16 protein-coding genes are annotated in these 15,797 nt (G+C 49.4%); 6 read left to right on the forward strand and 10 right to left on the reverse strand.

Features of this window, described 5'->3' with window-relative positions; all coding sequences use genetic code 11:
- Positions 1-307: 307 nt before the first annotated feature.
- The gene (gene ompX / locus AB8809_RS14650) at positions 308-823 is read right to left on the reverse strand and encodes an outer membrane protein OmpX (protein ID WP_015839851.1); all 516 of its coding nucleotides are present in this window, start codon (positions 821-823) and stop codon (positions 308-310) included.
- A gap of 376 nt (positions 824-1,199) precedes the next feature.
- Between ompX and rhtA the strand changes: the two genes are divergently transcribed.
- Positions 1,200-2,087, forward strand: a complete 888-nt coding sequence (gene rhtA, locus AB8809_RS14655) for a threonine/homoserine exporter RhtA (RefSeq protein WP_349856420.1) — start codon at positions 1,200-1,202, stop codon at positions 2,085-2,087.
- On the opposite strand, the gene AB8809_RS14660 is transcribed toward rhtA, so the two are convergent.
- Positions 2,075-2,626 (reverse strand): adenylate kinase, encoded by a 552-nt coding sequence (locus AB8809_RS14660; protein WP_349856421.1) that lies wholly within the window; start codon positions 2,624-2,626, stop codon positions 2,075-2,077. The genes rhtA and AB8809_RS14660 overlap by 13 nt on opposite strands.
- Before the next feature lie 348 nt (positions 2,627-2,974).
- Between AB8809_RS14660 and dps the strand changes: the two genes are divergently transcribed.
- From dps to glnQ, 4 genes are all read left to right on the forward strand, one after another.
- A complete protein-coding gene (dps, locus tag AB8809_RS14665) occupies positions 2,975-3,478 on the forward strand; it encodes a DNA starvation/stationary phase protection protein Dps (RefSeq protein ID WP_015839848.1) in 504 nt (167 codons plus the stop codon).
- Between the two features lie 398 nt (positions 3,479-3,876).
- Entirely contained in the window at positions 3,877-4,623 is a 747-nt protein-coding gene (gene glnH / locus AB8809_RS14670) for a glutamine ABC transporter substrate-binding protein GlnH (protein WP_010294862.1), read from the forward strand.
- Between the two features lie 26 nt (positions 4,624-4,649).
- Complete coding sequence (glnP, locus tag AB8809_RS14675; RefSeq protein WP_015839847.1) at positions 4,650-5,309, forward strand: glutamine ABC transporter permease GlnP; 660 nt, start codon at positions 4,650-4,652, stop codon at positions 5,307-5,309.
- Positions 5,306-6,028, forward strand: coding sequence for a glutamine ABC transporter ATP-binding protein GlnQ (glnQ, locus tag AB8809_RS14680; protein ID WP_015839846.1), 723 nt, complete (start codon positions 5,306-5,308; stop codon positions 6,026-6,028). Before glnP ends, glnQ begins: the two co-directional genes overlap by 4 nt.
- A 49-nt stretch (positions 6,029-6,077) precedes the next feature.
- On the opposite strand, the gene AB8809_RS14685 is transcribed toward glnQ, so the two are convergent.
- The 3 genes from AB8809_RS14685 to AB8809_RS14695 form a co-directional block, all read right to left on the reverse strand.
- Complete coding sequence (locus AB8809_RS14685) at positions 6,078-7,946, reverse strand: M3 family metallopeptidase (protein ID WP_349856422.1); 1,869 nt, start codon at positions 7,944-7,946, stop codon at positions 6,078-6,080.
- 86 nt (positions 7,947-8,032) lie between these two features.
- Positions 8,033-9,001, reverse strand: coding sequence for a DNA-binding protein YbiB (gene ybiB / locus AB8809_RS14690; RefSeq protein ID WP_349856423.1), 969 nt, complete (start codon positions 8,999-9,001; stop codon positions 8,033-8,035).
- A 109-nt stretch (positions 9,002-9,110) separates the two neighbouring features.
- Positions 9,111-9,686 (reverse strand): recombinase family protein, encoded by a 576-nt coding sequence (locus AB8809_RS14695; RefSeq protein WP_181828274.1) that lies wholly within the window; start codon positions 9,684-9,686, stop codon positions 9,111-9,113.
- Between the two features lie 60 nt (positions 9,687-9,746).
- On the opposite strand from AB8809_RS14695, the gene AB8809_RS14700 reads away from it, so the two are divergent.
- Complete coding sequence (locus tag AB8809_RS14700; protein WP_369986526.1) at positions 9,747-10,679, forward strand: hypothetical protein; 933 nt, start codon at positions 9,747-9,749, stop codon at positions 10,677-10,679.
- A 252-nt stretch (positions 10,680-10,931) separates the two neighbouring features.
- On the opposite strand, the gene AB8809_RS14705 is transcribed toward AB8809_RS14700, so the two are convergent.
- Genes AB8809_RS14705 through AB8809_RS14725 form a run of 5 tightly spaced genes read right to left on the reverse strand, consistent with a single transcriptional unit; the run spans position 10,932 to position 15,753 of the window.
- On the reverse strand, positions 10,932-11,552 hold the full coding sequence (locus tag AB8809_RS14705) for a tail fiber assembly protein (RefSeq protein WP_349855957.1): 621 nt from the start codon (positions 11,550-11,552) through the stop codon (positions 10,932-10,934).
- The gene (locus AB8809_RS14710; RefSeq protein WP_369986527.1) at positions 11,552-13,735 is read right to left on the reverse strand and encodes a tail fiber protein; all 2,184 of its coding nucleotides are present in this window, start codon (positions 13,733-13,735) and stop codon (positions 11,552-11,554) included. Before AB8809_RS14710 ends, AB8809_RS14705 begins: the two co-directional genes overlap by 1 nt.
- Before the next feature lie 2 nt (positions 13,736-13,737).
- Positions 13,738-14,319 (reverse strand): phage tail protein I, encoded by a 582-nt coding sequence (locus AB8809_RS14715; RefSeq protein WP_180777042.1) that lies wholly within the window; start codon positions 14,317-14,319, stop codon positions 13,738-13,740.
- Complete coding sequence (locus tag AB8809_RS14720; protein WP_349856539.1) at positions 14,312-15,415, reverse strand: baseplate J/gp47 family protein; 1,104 nt, start codon at positions 15,413-15,415, stop codon at positions 14,312-14,314. Before AB8809_RS14720 ends, AB8809_RS14715 begins: the two co-directional genes overlap by 8 nt.
- A complete protein-coding gene (locus AB8809_RS14725) occupies positions 15,406-15,753 on the reverse strand; it encodes a GPW/gp25 family protein (protein ID WP_181847671.1) in 348 nt (115 codons plus the stop codon). Before AB8809_RS14725 ends, AB8809_RS14720 begins: the two co-directional genes overlap by 10 nt.
- Positions 15,754-15,797 lie beyond the last annotated feature (44 nt).

A 15,797-nucleotide genomic window follows, 5' to 3' on the forward strand; every position in this document is an offset into this window, starting at 1 on the left:
TGATGATCAATATCTTCACACAAAGAATCTTAACGTCAAGATAAAATATGATGACAGACCGATACACATGCTTTTGCTTAACCGTGGCAAGAACACCTGAATAGCGACTGGCGGGAAAGTGACTGGCTAAAAGACTGGCGAAACTCGTCACGGGTTTGACAAACTGTCATAGAAAAACGTCGCTTACGACGTCCCACAGAGTGGCGGGCAGGAAATTCGCCATAAAAAAATCCGCTCTGAAAAGAGCGGATTCTTCCGACACATCTAACAACCAACGCTGAGGGTAGATAACCCCTACAGGGTTAGATTAGAAACGGTAACCTACGCCAACAGCCCAGGCACCAACGTCAACACTGCGGATACGGCTTTGTTCGTAACCTACATCCAGAGCAACGTCCTGAATTGGGTTGAACTGAACACCAGCACCGTAGGTGAAGCCATAATCGTCATTGCTGCTGTTGTTCTGGCCGTTGGTAGCGTTGTTAGTTACTTTACCGTGGCTGAAACCAACAACACCGTACAGGCTTGCCCAGTCATTCAGACGGTAAGCTGGACCAGCAGTGAAGCCCATGTACTGGCCTTTGCTGTAGTCGCTGCCATCGCTACCATTTTTTTCCAGGTAGGTGAAAGAGCTAATAACGCCCAGTGGGTTATTATCTTGCTCATAACGATATTTCAGGTTAAAGCCTTTAACTTTATTTTGTACGCCCTGAGCATCACCTTGAGCATAACCTGCAGTTACAGTACTTTGACCAGCAAATGCAGAACCTGCGCCAACGGCTAATACACAAGCCAGAGCGGAAAGACACGCGATTTTTTTCATATTTACAGCCTCAAATTCATTTTATGAAAGACTAACTAACGCCTTAAATATAACAAAGAAGTTCGAAGCTTGCCGCCCTATAAATATTTATCAATTGGCCTTTAGATGTAACAAATATTGTCAAAAACAACCTATCGCACTAATTACATTGGCTTTTTTATTGTGACAGTTAGATTAAAAATAAATTCACCACAAGGCAGTAAAACAGATAATTCCTAATTTCCCACTCAGTTTGTATGCTAACTGAATTGAACAAAAATAAAGCAGTTAAATGATGCGTAAATAAAGGTCAATAAAAGTCAATTCATACCAGACAAATTGTTTACAATTGGATATAATAGCAACGGAACGTTATACCTGCTTTAAGGCCAAAAGAATGACCTTATTTTCCCACCGCTCCTCATCGTTTGTACCGGTCTTGCTCATCATAATTTCAATGCTTTCTATCCAAAGCGGCGCGGCTTTAGCCAAGAGTCTGTTTCCACTCATTGGCGCTACCGGCGTAACGGCATTGCGCCTGGGAATTGGTACGATCATTCTGTGCGTCATCTTCAAACCGTGGCGAATGCGCTTTAGCAGTAACCGCCTGCCGCTGCTGGTATATGGCATCACGCTGGGCGGGATGAACTTTCTGTTCTATCTCTCACTGCAGACGGTGCCGCTCGGCATTGCTGTTGCACTCGAGTTCACCGGCCCGCTTGCCGTTGCTATGTTAGCTTCACGCAGGCCTATCGATTTTCTATGGGTTTTTCTGGCCGTTGCCGGGCTATGGTTCTTATTACCGCTGGGTCACAATATCGGCAATGTTGATTTGGTGGGCGCGGCTTGCGCCGTGGGTGCGGGTGCCTGTTGGGCGCTCTATATTCTGTTTGGGCAAAAAGCAGGCACAAATCATGGGCCGGGAACGGTCGCAATCGGCTCCTGCATTGCCGCACTGATTTTCTGCCCTATTGGCGCATATTATGCGGAAAACACGCTGTTTTCGCTATCAATACTCCCGCTCGGTATTGCCGTCGCGGTTCTGTCCACCGCGCTCCCCTACTCTCTGGAAATGGTGGCGTTGACTCGTCTACCCGCCAGAACGTTCAGCACTCTCATGAGTATGGAACCCGCGATTGCCGCCCTATCAGGGATCCTCTTCCTCGGTGAGCACCTATCATTCATACAGTGGATGGCGCTTATCTTTATTATCATCGCCTCAATAGGCGCAACGTTGACAATAAAACCCGCAGGTGCGGCCAATGTGACAACTCAAACAGAATGAAGGGGTATTTCCTCGGGAAAATGTTGCAGAAAAGTTTCACATTCTCGAGGAGAACGCAGCGTAATAAAGTGAATATGCTGATAACGCGGGTCGGCTAAATCCGCTAAATACCGCTTCCGGTTTCTTGAATAGGTTTTTATTGTCCAAAGGATAATTGATTTTCGGCTAAAGAAACTACGGAGAAAAGATTCTTTGTTTCCCGTGCCAATCCAGAGTTCCTCTTTGTGCCATGCCCGAGCACAGGCACGCCGAATCGCCTGAAAAAGGGTGCGGGTAAAACCGTAGTCAACCCAAACCACAACATCAACATTGCGCCATTTGATATCACGCGTGCGATTATAGTTACCATCCAGCACCCAACTTTCAGGCTCCAGTGCGCTTTCAAGCCGTTGAAAAAAATCGATATCTGTCCGCTCCTGCCAGTCCTTCAGCCAGAACAACGCATCCATTTCAATGTACGGAATAGCCAACTTTTCAGACAAGCGGCGAGCAAGTGTCGATTTACCACTTCCACTGGTGCCAATAATGTTCACTCTCATCCTGCACGACTCCCTTTACTGGCATGCAATATTCTTCAGAAGGAAAACAACGCTGCAATCTTATTTGCATAAAGATAGCTGTCAAATAATAACTATTTTCATCTAAGCGATGATGATATTTATCAAAATATGAGATTATGTTTCAGGGAGTAATTAAAATATTGCAATAACATTGCTACCTGCCACATTATTGATATCAGATAAATCCTGACTACAAATACCCACAATATCGTTATGCTAAAGCTATTCATTTGATAGGTGATTCTTTTCAATATTAATTTTTATCACTGCTATAATTAATCACGTTGAACAGTAAGACTATGAATAATTAAAGAGAGGATAACTATTATGTCTACCGCCAAACTCGTGAAATCAGCCCCGTCCGCACTGCTTTACACTCGCAATGATTTGGATGATAGCGTTAAGACCTCGACGATCGCGCTGTTAAACCAACTGGTTGTTGATTTCATCGACCTGTCATTGATTACCAAACAGGCGCACTGGAATATGCGCGGTGCAAACTTCATCGCCGTTCACGAAATGCTGGATGGCTTCCGCACCTCGATTATTGACCATCAGGATACCATCGCCGAGCGCGTGGTGCAGATAGGCGGTGTCGCACTGGGTACTGTGCAAATTGTGGGTAAACAAACCTCGCTGAAAAGCTATCCAACCAACATCCATAGCGTTCAGGATCATCTGAAGGCGCTGGCGGAACGTTATGCGATTGTCGCCAACAACGTACGTAAGGCAATTGGTAAAACGGAAGATGAGGCCTCTGCAGACATTCTGACCGCCGCATCACGCGATCTGGATCAGTTCCTGTGGTTCATTGAATCAAACATTGAATAATCGGCATTATCATTCCGAGAACACTTTCAAGGCTGCTTAGGCAGCCTTTTTACTGTCGCTTTCCCCGCTAGCCCCCTCTTTACAGGTAAAACCCGCACAAACCACGCATTTTATCCGTTAATACGCTCAAAAAATTAGCTTTTGCCTCCATTAATTGGCCATAACGCTAATCAACGGTTGTTTCCCTCGTATAAATCAGTTAATCATAGCAGCGCCTTGCCTGAGCGAATCGGAGGTGAAAATTTCACCGCTGGCAGGGCAATAAATAAAAGCAACAGGTTAAGCACAACGCAGGGTAACTGACTCAGGTTTCACTTTCGCACGATGTACTATGCTTACAACACGCTTAAACACCTGTAAAACAAAAAGCTCCCACAACTGCTAATAGGAAGGATTTGATGAAATCACTACTTAAGGCCTCTTTGGCTGCACTGACGCTGATGATGAGCGTATCTAGCTATGCTGCTGAAAAAGAACTGATTGTCGCCACAGACACCGCGTTCGTCCCTTTTGAGTTCAAACAAGGCGACAAGTACGTCGGTTTTGACATCGATCTCTGGGATGCTATCGCTAAACAGCTCAACCTGAAGTACACCCTGAAGCCAATGGACTTCGGCGGCATTATTCCTGCACTGCAAACACGTAACATCGATCTGGCGCTGGCAGGTATTACCATCACTGAAGAGCGCAAAAAAGCAATCGATTTCTCTGACGGCTACTACAACAGCGGCCTGCTGGTGATGGTCAAAGCGGACAACAACGACATCAAAGGCGAGCAGGATTTAGCCGGTAAAGTACTGGCGGTGAAGAGCGGCACAGGTTCTGTTGATTACGCGAAAGCCAATATCAAAACCAAAGATCTGCGCCAGTTCCCGAACATCGACAATGCCTATATGGAACTGGGCACCAACCGTGCTGACGCTGTGCTGCACGACACGCCAAATATTCTCTACTTCATCAAAACCGCAGGCAATGGCCAGTTTAAAGCGGTAGGTGATTCCATTAAAGCCCAGCAATACGGCATCGCGTTCCCGAAAGGCAGCAACGAACTGCGTGAAAAAGTGAATGGCGCCCTGAAAACACTGCGTGAAAACGGCACTTATGCTGAGATCTACAAGAAGTGGTTTGGCGTAGAACCTAAGTAATTGCCGATTTAATCTGGAGATATTCCATGCAGTTTGACTGGAGTGCCATTTGGCCTTCTCTGCCCCTCCTGATGGAAGGGGCAAAAATGACGTTGTTGATTTCTGTACTGGGTCTGCTTGGCGGCCTGGTGATTGGCGTGGTCGCGGGTTTTGCCCGTGCCTACGGCGGCTGGTTCTCCAGCCGCATCTCGCTCGTTTTTATTGAAATTATCCGCGGTACCCCGATTGTTGTGCAGGTGATGTTTATTTACTTCGCCTTGCCGATGATTTTCACGTCCGTGCGAATTGACCCTTTTGCCGCTGCTGTAGTGACCATCATGATTAACTCTGGTGCTTACATTGCAGAAATTACTCGCGGTTCAGTACTGTCAATTCATAATGGCTTCCGTGAAGCAGGTCTGGCACTTGGGCTGTCTCGCCGCGCGACGCTACGCCACGTCATTGCCCCGCTTGCCCTGCGCCGCATGTTACCGCCGCTGGGTAACCAGTGGATTATCAGCATCAAAGATACGTCACTGTTTATTGTTATCGGCGTCGCTGAACTGACTCGTTCAGGACAGGAAATCATCGCGGGCAACTTCCGTGCGCTGGAAATCTGGACTGCGGTTGCCATTATTTACCTGTGCATCACGCTGATCCTCAGCTTTATTCTGCGTCGTCTGGAAAGAAGACTTAAGATTATATGATTGAATTTAAAAACGTATCCAAACACTTTGGCAAGACACAGGTCTTACATAATATCGATCTCACCATCGGCCAGGGTGAAGTTGTGGTCATCATCGGGCCGTCAGGCTCGGGTAAATCCACGCTGCTGCGCTGCATCAATAAGCTGGAAGAAATTACCAGCGGCGAATTGATTGTTGACGGCCTGAAAGTGAACGATCCGCGCGTTGACGAGCGTTTAATCCGTCAGGAAGCCGGGATGGTATTCCAGCAATTCTACCTGTTCCCGCATCTTACCGCGTTGGAAAACGTCGCATTCGGCCCTATTCGGGTACGCGGCGCGAACAAAGCCGATGCCGAGAAACTGGCGCTGGAATTGCTAGCGAAAGTGGGCCTGTCAGAACGCGCACATCACTACCCTTCCGAGCTTTCCGGCGGTCAACAGCAGCGTGTGGCCATCGCCCGCGCTTTAGCGGTTAAACCGAAGCTGATGCTGTTTGATGAGCCGACGTCTGCTCTCGACCCGGAACTGCGCCACGAAGTGCTGACCGTCATGAAAGATCTGGCCGAAGAAGGTATGACAATGGTCATCGTCACCCACGAGGTTGGCTTTGCCCATAAAGTGGCTTCTCGTCTGATCTTTATTGATAAAGGCCGCATCGCTGAAGATGGCAACCCGGAAACGCTAATTACGAATCCACCCAGCGACCGCCTGCGTGAATTCCTGCAACACGTATCCTGATCAACAAGGGGGCTTCGCCCCCCTTTCTCTTCTTCGATATTAGCGAATGTTATGCCTGCGAACGTGGATATTCCCGTTCAATAAACGCCGCAAAATCCTGACACATCTTCTCATCACCCTGCGCATTATCCGCCAGCACGCGGCTACCATCGACCACGCGAATGTGGGCTGACAAATCGAAATCCGCAGCAGGCTGAGGACGCGCAGCAGCCTGTGTCATCGTGCCCTGCGCCTGTTGCCAGGCTTCATCGACCGTCAGATTGCAGGCCTGCGCCAGATAAGCGGGATTAAAACCCTCACCGGTCAGACTACGCAACGTATCGTCATGACTCACGCTATTTCCCGGCAACCAATAGTGCTGCGCTAAATCGGGGCCGATAGCCGGGTTATCCGTCAGATAGCCATCGCGTTGCAGGAAATAGCTCCGCGTCTGCTCTACCGCCATCAGCGCCAGCAGATAGCCCTGATAAGAGCACGCTGATTCCATAGACAGCAGATGGGGAATCGCCAGTGTCGGGCGCGGGCTACCGCTAATGCCCAAAATTCGCTGTTCGGTGTCGCGCGCCAGTTTGGTCATCGCTTCCGGCGTACGTGCTTCATCGTCCCACGAATAAAGCTGCCACTCAAAATACGGCACCAGCAGAATGTGTCGCTCATTGAAAGCGCGCATTGGCTGCTGCGTGCCGATGTCTGCACGGATTAATTCGTCAGGAATCGTTTCTCCCTGCGTATTCTTTGCATAACGTTTTAACCAGTCAGCATCCCCCAACAGGCTGTCACAGAACATGGACTGCGTTTCGGCATAGGCCATCGACGTTGGCGGAAACTCCTGCGAGAAACAGGGTGCATTCTGCTTAATATTGGCAAAGTGCGCAGCATGTCCACCTTCATGGAACAACGTATTAATGCCGCTGGCACCGCTACCAATTTGATCCGGCTTTGCCAGGCTGGTGAAATTAATCTGCGCAGGGAGCCATTTTCCTTCCTGCACAAACGGCGGCACAGGGCCGTGCATAAAGCCGTTCTCGTATTTACCTTTGCGTACCAGCAAATCGAGCTGCATTTCTGCGCCGTTAAACCCAATGCGCAAACGCTTAAAGCTGTTGATCCAACGCTCCAGCGACGCCGAGAAAGGGAAATAAGGATCAAGCTGACGCGTCACATCGCCCGCGCTGGCATAGCGAATATTCCACGGCTGCAGCGCATCTTCGCCCTTTTCGTTCGCCAGATTTTTCAGGCTGCGGGCATTCGCTTCACGGGTCTGCTCTTCAAAAGGATCGAGAATGGCAAAAAGCTGCTCCGGCGTCATCCGCTCCGTTTTATTGACCTTATAGTCAAAATAATTCCGGTAACCCATCTGACGGGCAAAGCGGTTACGCAGTGAAATCAGTTCGGGGAAACCGTTCTGCAACAGCCACTGCTCCAGATCGCGCAGCGCCTGCTGAGAACTCTGACGATAGGCCTCAGTATCATTGGTCGTCTGATTGGTCAGCAGCTCTCCGAGCGAGGCAGAAACACGCTCCCCCTTAGCATCCAGATGCGTCATTTCATAGGATTTACGCTTGGCGTATAGCGCACTTTCAGCAGCAATAATCTCATCCATCAGCGCCTGAGCCTGTGGATCTTCAATCACATTGCAGTCGAAAAACCGATACCAGCCTTGCAAGCCGTGTAACAGCGCCTGCTGTTGTTCATCACGTGGGCTGCTTTCCAGTGTTGCAAGCTGGGTTCTTAGCTCAGCCAAACGTCGCGGCTGTGAAATAAAGCGTTTATACGCACTTTCTGCGGCAGAGAAACGCTCGGACACCTCATCGTCGCCCGTTCCCATATACAGTTGCCAAAATAGTTCTTCTTTCGCCTGATGAACCGCAAGATAGTCGCGATTCAAGGCGTTAAAATAGTCCGCTACCTGTTGCATAGTATTCCTTCTCTCTTCCAATGACAGCCGCCTGGCTGTATGAAGTGGCGCGATAAACCGCGTCCGAACCCGCTCCGGCAGGTCGATCAGCCAAGGCGTTTCTTAATCGTAGCGACAGCCTGTTCCATTGTCGCCGCTTCGCCGGCAGCAACCAGACAACACGCCAGTTGCAGGCGAATCGCCTGCGGGATAGCAATTTCGCCTGTCAGGCATTGTACCGTCCAACGCGCAGTGGTGGCGGCATCCTTCGCAATAGGCAACGCATCGGGTGCGACGCTGATATCCTGCCGCAGTTGCAGCACTTTAGTGTTTTGCTGATGAATAAAATGAATCTCTGGGCAGCGCTGCGGGTTAGCATAAACCTCCCCTTCCGTGCCGTGCATCAGAAGCGCGCGTCCATTGATATCGTGAAAAAACGTCCCCACGCGGGAAACGTATTCAGGGTGGGAAACGCTGGCGACACGCAGCGCGTCGCTTTCACCAAACGGCGTCGCGACCTTGGCCAGCGTGTGGCTGCTGTTACGCACGCCCATACGCCAACGCACCTGTAACTGGCGATCGATGGCCGGACACAGTGTCGAGACGGGGATAAATACCGGGCTACCGTTATCAAGCTCGCGCTGAGCCTGTTCAGCATTCTCTGCAATCGTCACGCCGAGATTACGCAAAATCTCCGCGCTGGTGACACGGGTTGGGTCGTCGCTGACGCCGTGAACCACGACCGGAAAACCCAACTTTGCCAGCAGCAGCGCCAACAGCGGCGTCAGATTCGCCTGTTTCCGCGCGCCGTTATAACTAGGAAGCACGATGGGCATAGGAAAGCCCGCTGGCGGGTTCAGGCGCAACACATGCTCGTCCATCGCCTGATAAAAACCCAGCATTTCGGCTTCGGATTCGCCTTTGATGCGAAACGCAATCAACAGCCCACCGAGTTCCAGCTCTGGCACGTCGCCACGCAGCATCGCGCTATACAGTTCATAAGCCGTGGCCTGATCGACATCACGCGCATGATTTTTCCCGCGCCCCACTTCTTTGATAATTTTGGTGTAATCCATGCTGGCCTCTCATTTGCGGCGACACAGTAAAGAACTTATCAATGAAAATAACATGTTTAGCGAGATTCTGGTGATTCTGGCGCAAAGGAAATTACTATCACGCCGCGTTTTAGCCAGCAGCAGGAACGTCGCCCTGACTCCGGGCGGGAAAGTATTTATAGATGGTTTTCTCTGATACACCGACGATATTCGCTACCTGAAGGCGGGTCGCCCCTGTCGCCAACATCGCTTTAGCACGACAAAGCACATCTGGCGTCATCAGTCGCTTTCGACCCCCAATGCGCCCCTGCAACCGAGCAGCATCAAGGCCAGCCCGCGTGCGCTCGACGATCAGCTCACGCTCCATCTCCGCCAGTGCGCTCATCACATGAAAGAAAAAACGGCCTGCTGGCGTTGACGTATCAATACTGTCCGTCAGGCTACGAAAGTGAATACCTTTCGCCTGCAATGCGGATACCAGTTCAATCAAATCCCGCACGCTGCGACCTAGCCGATCCAGCTTCCACACCATCAGCGTATCACCGCGCCGCAGGCGCCTGATCGCCCTTTTCAACCCCGGCCGCTGTGCATTCTTCCCACTGGCGGTATCCTCAAAAATCAGCTCACATTCTGCGCGAATCAGCGCTTTTGTTTGTAATTCCGTATTTTGATCGGTGGTAGACACGCGCGCATAGCCAATCAGCATTCCATAACCCCATGAAATTGTTGATTGTATTTTTATTGTGAGGTTCTCGTAAACCTCGGTTTGGGCGAAACGGTAGACCTCGCCGCAGGGGCGTTGGCAAAAGCCAGGAATGGTGCAGATATTCCTGATAAAACCGCGTTTTATAGCAATGTGACATTACGTGGCACGTTAAGCGATGGTATGACCTTCGCCAACTGCGATAAAGCAGGTGATTATGTTGTGGCGATAACCGATCCCAATACCGTTTCTGATATGCCTGTTTATAAAGGGCAGAAATTATACGGATATGGTGTGCTTCATGTTTTTCAGCACGGTAATTTCGTCGGACAGGAATATATTAATCATAGTGGTGATTATGCCTGGCGGCAGAAGTGGGATGACCGTGTCTACGCGCCCTGGGTTATTGCACTCAGTTCATCACGCGAACCAACAGCCGCTGATGTGGGGGCATATACCAAAGCAGAGACGGATACCCATGTAGCGGCTGTAATCACAACCGCGAATAATGCTGCAACAGAAGCTGCGAGAGCCAACGCTAACGCCAACGAACGCGTACCATCTGTACGCAAGGTAAATGGTAAAGCATTGACAATGGATATCACATTAACAGCTGATGATGTAGGCGCTATGCCAGCAAATTCATCAGGTATGAAGGTATGGGTTTCAGGTGAATATACCCCGGCAACTAGCACACCTATCGTGGTGGCTCATGGGCTGGCTAATATCAATCCTTTACATTGTCGCTGCGATGTTTTAATTAAATGCATCACTGCTGAAGGTGAATACCGAGTGGGAGATTTTGCGATTAACCCTATGACGCTTTTTATGCAAAATGGTGTCGCACATCCTTACTCGTTATTACCTGCCTTGAGCACCAGTACTGTTCAGTTGAATATGATGCATTATCTCGCTGCATCATTCAAAACCAGCACAATAGGCAATCAGCAACTAAATATGGCGAACTGGCGCTGTATTTTCCGAATTTTTTACTAGAGGTGTCGTAGATAGATATTCAATTTTGGACACATAAATATAGCTAAGTTTATATCTGTAATGAAATAGAGGGCGTTCCGTGACAGGAGACGAAATCAACGCTCACAAAAACAGCTCTACTATTTTAATTTGCATAATTCAGCTTGCAATTAGTTAATGTGAGTTAACGTTCTCTTTTATACGGGAGAAAAATAAATATAAATGGGGGATATTGTCACCCACTATAATTTTTACATAGTGGGTGCTATTTTATTAACTGGAATAAGGAAGGATAGGTAAAGCTTCCTCAAATGAATTAACATCAACTCGACTGAGCTGTAAGCGATACGTTTTCCACACTTTCAGCTCATTCTTTTCTTCTTCAGTTGCCAGATTTAGCTCAACGGCGTCACTGAGTACCTGAATACGTTCGCTTGCTTGGGATAGCTTGGTATTAAGCTCCACTTTTTTATTTTCAATTAACGCCTGCCGCTGTGCTTCCAGATCGGTTACCCATTTGCCATCTTCCCATTTATCAAACTCAGAGGTTGGTACCAATAAAGTTTGATTGTCTTGCAATGCTCCAATATCCGTGATCTTCTGGGGTTGACGAGTCTCTGTATTATAAACAGTCTGATCTCGGTAGTCAGATACATGCTCCCACTGTTTCCCATCCACACTACGCCTTAGCGCCAAACCTACCAGAGGAAGTTCTGGAACGTCAATGTAACTCCCCGCAGGAACACCTACACCGATAGGCAAATACTCATAATTAGCACCGATATATTCTCGGGTTACTGGGTGAACTTGATAAATAGTAATCCACCCCGCCTGAATGCTAAATCCTGATTCATTTATTTTGGCTGAGTTAACTTCAATAGAATAATTTTTCATTATGCTGCTCTCACGATGTAGTTAAAGGCAATATTGCGTGGGTGGTTATCTCCTGTGAGATTCATATCATTTCCCGCACCATTCAATGACTCCAATCTTTCCTCTATCTCCCAACTCCCTGAGCCAACCATTAAACGTCCAGCCTCTATCGCTCCAGGGGTGACACCATTTCTTCCCCATCCCACCGCAGGGATAGGCGGTATAAATGCGGCTTGTGAACTCATCAATGCGCGATCAGCATCCACGCCGCGGCCATCATCCCAGCCACGAATAAACTCACCACGAAGATCGGGCAATCTTCCTGATGGATAAGCCTGTGCTAAAAATGGATAGATATTTTTATCAAATGTCTGCCCGTTACACTTTAACCAACCAGACGGTGCTGTTATCTGTGGCCAGGGCATAGGGATACCAACAAATTCATTGAGAGATAATGCCCCAATCTCAGCCGCCGTAGGTTTATCCTGATCGCTATAAATACGTGCCCATGGTTTTTCAAATCCGCTATTATCACGGGAACTTCGATACATCAAACCACTATTTGAATAGCCAAAATGAAATTGGGCTGCTGATGCAGAACCAGTATTTAGTCCCATATGCCAGATAAGAGAGGTATCTCCTCCATTATCTTTTAAGTAGGCGCCCGTAGGACTATTCCATGCAAGGTCATCGTTTTTATAAATAACGCCCAATGAACCCTGACGAACATAATTACTATCAGCATCTGATTTTGTTATAGCCCCAACATCCGATGCTGTAGGTTTATTATCGGAGTGATAAACTTTTACGGGTTTCAGCCATGTACCATTATTTTGTTTGTATATCGATATATCATATGAATTCGACAACATATTTTCTTCAACAACAGCCATTCCATATAAGCTATTGTTTTTATCACCATTTTCAGGAAGCCCTCCTAAGTGTCGCACTGATATATGGGTTTTCCAACTGCCATCAATAAGAGTACGACTGCCCATTTCTTGTTGTTGAGATAATTGATGTAGATACTCATTCATATTTGATGGTTTTGAAAGGGTAACGCCTAACGCATTCGCCACCCCACCTTTTTTAGAACCAGCCCAGTTATATTGCCACTCTCCCCATAGGCCATTAATCGTATTAATTGTTGCTGTACGCACACGGCTATCATCCCCTGACGGGGTAAAAGATATCGCGACTAATGTCCCATAAAAATCACTATGCTGAATAACCGACCAGAGTAACAAACAGTCGCTAAACCCAGACGGGCGGTCGGCGATCGTCGTATTACACCAATAGAGTCCCGATGGCTTATCTGCCTTAAAATAATCAATAATCTTTGAATTAGATGGCAACGGAACTGCTTTTCCTCCCCATCCAAATTCCCCTTTGTTCATGACTTCGCCCAAACCGAGGTTTGCGGGAGTCAGTGCAATATTGGCCGTACCATCAAACGGCACACCGTTGATCGTACGAGGCGTAGCCAGTTTGGCGGCAGCCTGAGCGACAGCCTTTTCAGGTAATGCCCCAACATCAGCCGCTGTCGGCACACGTGATGAACTAAGTGCAACAGTCCAAGGTGCATAAACACCGTCGTTCCATTTCTGTCTCCAGGCATAATCCCCATTGTGGCTGGTATATTCCTGTCCGACGAAGTGATCTCGCTGAGAAACATGAAGCACACCGTACCCATACAATTTTTGTCCTTTATACTCAGGCATATCAGAAATAGTATTAGGATCGGATATCACAACAAAATAATCGCCCGCTTTATCACAACTGGCGAACGTCATTCCGTTTTCCAGAACCCCTCGCTGTAATACATTGCTGTAGAACGTGGTTTTATCAAGAATATCCGCCCCGTTCTGATCCTTCGCCAGCTTCATGGCCGCAACAGACTTCACAAACGCCGTCGTCGCAATCTGCTGGCTATTGCTGTCAGTTGCCGGCGTTGGCGCTTTCGGTGTCCCTGTGAAAGTGGGATCTGCTTTTAGCGCGTATTGCGTATGCGGATCGGCGGCGGCAGCGTGCGTCGCCAGATCGCTGCCCGTTTTTTCCTGCTCTTTTTTCAAATAGCGGGTACGACTGGCCAATTCTTTAGCCTGTCGGTTTGATACGCCATCCGGTCCACCTACGACCGGATCCGACGTTTCGATTTGGTAAATGCCGTCAACCCATTGCGGGTTCTCTGACAAATTCGCCATGTTCAAGCGCTCCCATGATTGTAGTTACTGTCGTATGTCGCCGTCCGGTTGTAACGGATAGGCACTTCCCAATATTCGATACTGGCCAGGTGACACCGTGCCGGGGCAAACATCCCAATGGCATTGCGCAACATTCTGGCCTGATCGTTGGTAATCGGTTGTTTTAGCAGCACGCGATAAACTGCCCACGCCGCTTTGTCGCCGTGCACATACAGGTTGTTGTAGGTGGTTTCACCGTCATAACTCAGGCGGCCAATGTTCTCGATCAGCGTGCTGTCACCGAAGCCAAAGCGGCGGATGATCTCTTTAATGCTCCAGGGCGTCCCTTTGCTGCGATGCAGATCGATAGCGGCTTTGATCAGCGCACGTTTGGAATCATCCGATTCCGCCAGCTCCCAACCGTCACCAAACAACGAAAACTGTTCTGCCAGCCAGGGCAAGGCGCTGCTGTCTGCAATATCGATCAGATAAACCAGTAAGGTATTCAGATCGATGTCATCGAAGCGGTCGGCCAGCTCCGCCAGCGAGCGAAAGCGGGCGTCGGCAGCCAGAGGCGGTGGCAGCAGTTGTAGTGAATCAGCCATTCGACACCCCGACGACGCTGACATTGATGCCCGTACAGTTCGCCCATTCACTGTCATCAAGCACCATCAATGACGGCGAAGTCAGTTCCACCTGATACACGCCGGGAATAGAAAGCGTGGCAATAATCTGGCTTGGAACAATGTCGCGCCCCAGCGTAGCGGTTCGGGTTTCAACCCAGGCCTGTACCGCTTTCTCCGCCGCAGCCTGAACAACGCCAGCCTGTTCGCCATTAAACAGCGTCAATTTAGCGTTAATGGTGTAATCCACCTGTTTAGGCGATTTGGCGGAGACCAAATCCGTCAACGGACGCACCTGTTCGTCGGAGCAAAAGCTTTCCACCAGCGAAAGCAGGCTGTTGTCCGGCAACCCCGTGCTGAGCAACGGATACAGCACCACTTCACCCGGTTCGGGCGACATCACCGCGACATCAACAATATTTTGGTGCGCCCGCATCGCATGGAAGCGATACGCCAGTTTCGATCCCGCCGTACTAAACGATTCCGGTGCCAGTTGAATACGCTCCCGCAGGCGATCGTCATCTTCTTCAGCGGAACCGCCGCTGCTTTTGCTGATATTGACGACGCGTAAATCACTGTCGCCAATATCATCCAGTAACGTACTGATTTGTGCAGGCAGCCAGTCATTGCCCACATCGCCACTTTCGGTACAGGTCGCCAGCACGGTGACCCCGTTGCCGTTCGCTCTCAGTAGCGCGTCGCTGTCGGTAGTGAAAATCACGCTGTCAGATGCGCTAACGCGCGTGCCTGCCGGAATCAGCAGATCGCTGACTAACGGCGTTTCGGGGGTAAAACGCAGCTCTGCACGCGCCGGCTGCGCCGCCAAACGGTAGACGCCGACCAGTTCTGCCAGATAATCCAGCATCGGTGCACGAGCAAACGCGACCAGGTTCTGCTTGGCGGCTTCCTGGACCGCACTACGCAATAAAGTTTCCCGGTAAGCAAAGAGGTTGATCAGCAGGCGTTCGGCCTGTGCCGGATAGAGTGTTTTCCCTGAGTCAGCTTCATATTTCGCGATCATTTCGGCGGTAATCTTCGCCGCATCGCGTTCAATAAAATTGGGTTCTGTCAGCGCCATAACAACTCCGTGGTCTGTGTCGCGCCGTTAGCGGTTTTCCAGCTAACGTGCAGCGTCAGGTGAGCCCCATTCACAGAAGGTTTAACCGCCAGTAGCTGGCAGCGAGGTTCCCATCGTTTGATCGCTTCTACCGATTCCCTAACGACATGCGGAATCGCACGATCGATCGGATAATCGAGATACAGATGTAGATTGCTACCAAAGTCAGGCCGATGTGGGTCGCTGCCGCAGGGTGTCCGCAGGATGATGTGAATCGCCTGCATGATATCTGCCGTTCCTTCGACGATCTCGCCAGAACGTTGCAGCGCCGGTTGCCAAAAAACAGATTGAGTTTTCATAGGGGGCTATTGTCGCCCCCGGTGAGAGGAAAAAATTGTAAAGC

This window comes from Pectobacterium aroidearum, assembly GCF_041228105.1.
In the GTDB taxonomy this organism is placed as follows: Bacteria; Pseudomonadota; Gammaproteobacteria; order Enterobacterales; family Enterobacteriaceae; genus Pectobacterium; species Pectobacterium aroidearum.

Coding starts and splice junctions, on each gene's coding strand:
- ompX (WP_015839851.1), bottom strand. CDS start 823: ATGAAAAAAATCGCGTGTCTTTCCGCTCTGGCTTGTGTATTAGCCGTT.
- rhtA (WP_349856420.1), top strand. CDS start 1,200: ATGACCTTATTTTCCCACCGCTCCTCATCGTTTGTACCGGTCTTGCTC.
- AB8809_RS14660 (WP_349856421.1), bottom strand. CDS start 2,626: ATGAGAGTGAACATTATTGGCACCAGTGGAAGTGGTAAATCGACACTT.
- dps (WP_015839848.1), top strand. CDS start 2,975: ATGTCTACCGCCAAACTCGTGAAATCAGCCCCGTCCGCACTGCTTTAC.
- glnH (WP_010294862.1), top strand. CDS start 3,877: ATGAAATCACTACTTAAGGCCTCTTTGGCTGCACTGACGCTGATGATG.
- glnP (WP_015839847.1), top strand. CDS start 4,650: ATGCAGTTTGACTGGAGTGCCATTTGGCCTTCTCTGCCCCTCCTGATG.
- glnQ (WP_015839846.1), top strand. CDS start 5,306: ATGATTGAATTTAAAAACGTATCCAAACACTTTGGCAAGACACAGGTC.
- AB8809_RS14685 (WP_349856422.1), bottom strand. CDS start 7,946: ATGCAACAGGTAGCGGACTATTTTAACGCCTTGAATCGCGACTATCTT.
- ybiB (WP_349856423.1), bottom strand. CDS start 9,001: ATGGATTACACCAAAATTATCAAAGAAGTGGGGCGCGGGAAAAATCAT.
- AB8809_RS14695 (WP_181828274.1), bottom strand. CDS start 9,686: ATGCTGATTGGCTATGCGCGCGTGTCTACCACCGATCAAAATACGGAA.
- AB8809_RS14705 (WP_349855957.1), bottom strand. CDS start 11,552: ATGAAAAATTATTCTATTGAAGTTAACTCAGCCAAAATAAATGAATCA.
- AB8809_RS14710 (WP_369986527.1), bottom strand. CDS start 13,735: ATGGCGAATTTGTCAGAGAACCCGCAATGGGTTGACGGCATTTACCAA.
- AB8809_RS14715 (WP_180777042.1), bottom strand. CDS start 14,319: ATGGCTGATTCACTACAACTGCTGCCACCGCCTCTGGCTGCCGACGCC.
- AB8809_RS14720 (WP_349856539.1), bottom strand. CDS start 15,415: ATGGCGCTGACAGAACCCAATTTTATTGAACGCGATGCGGCGAAGATT.
- AB8809_RS14725 (WP_181847671.1), bottom strand. CDS start 15,753: ATGAAAACTCAATCTGTTTTTTGGCAACCGGCGCTGCAACGTTCTGGC.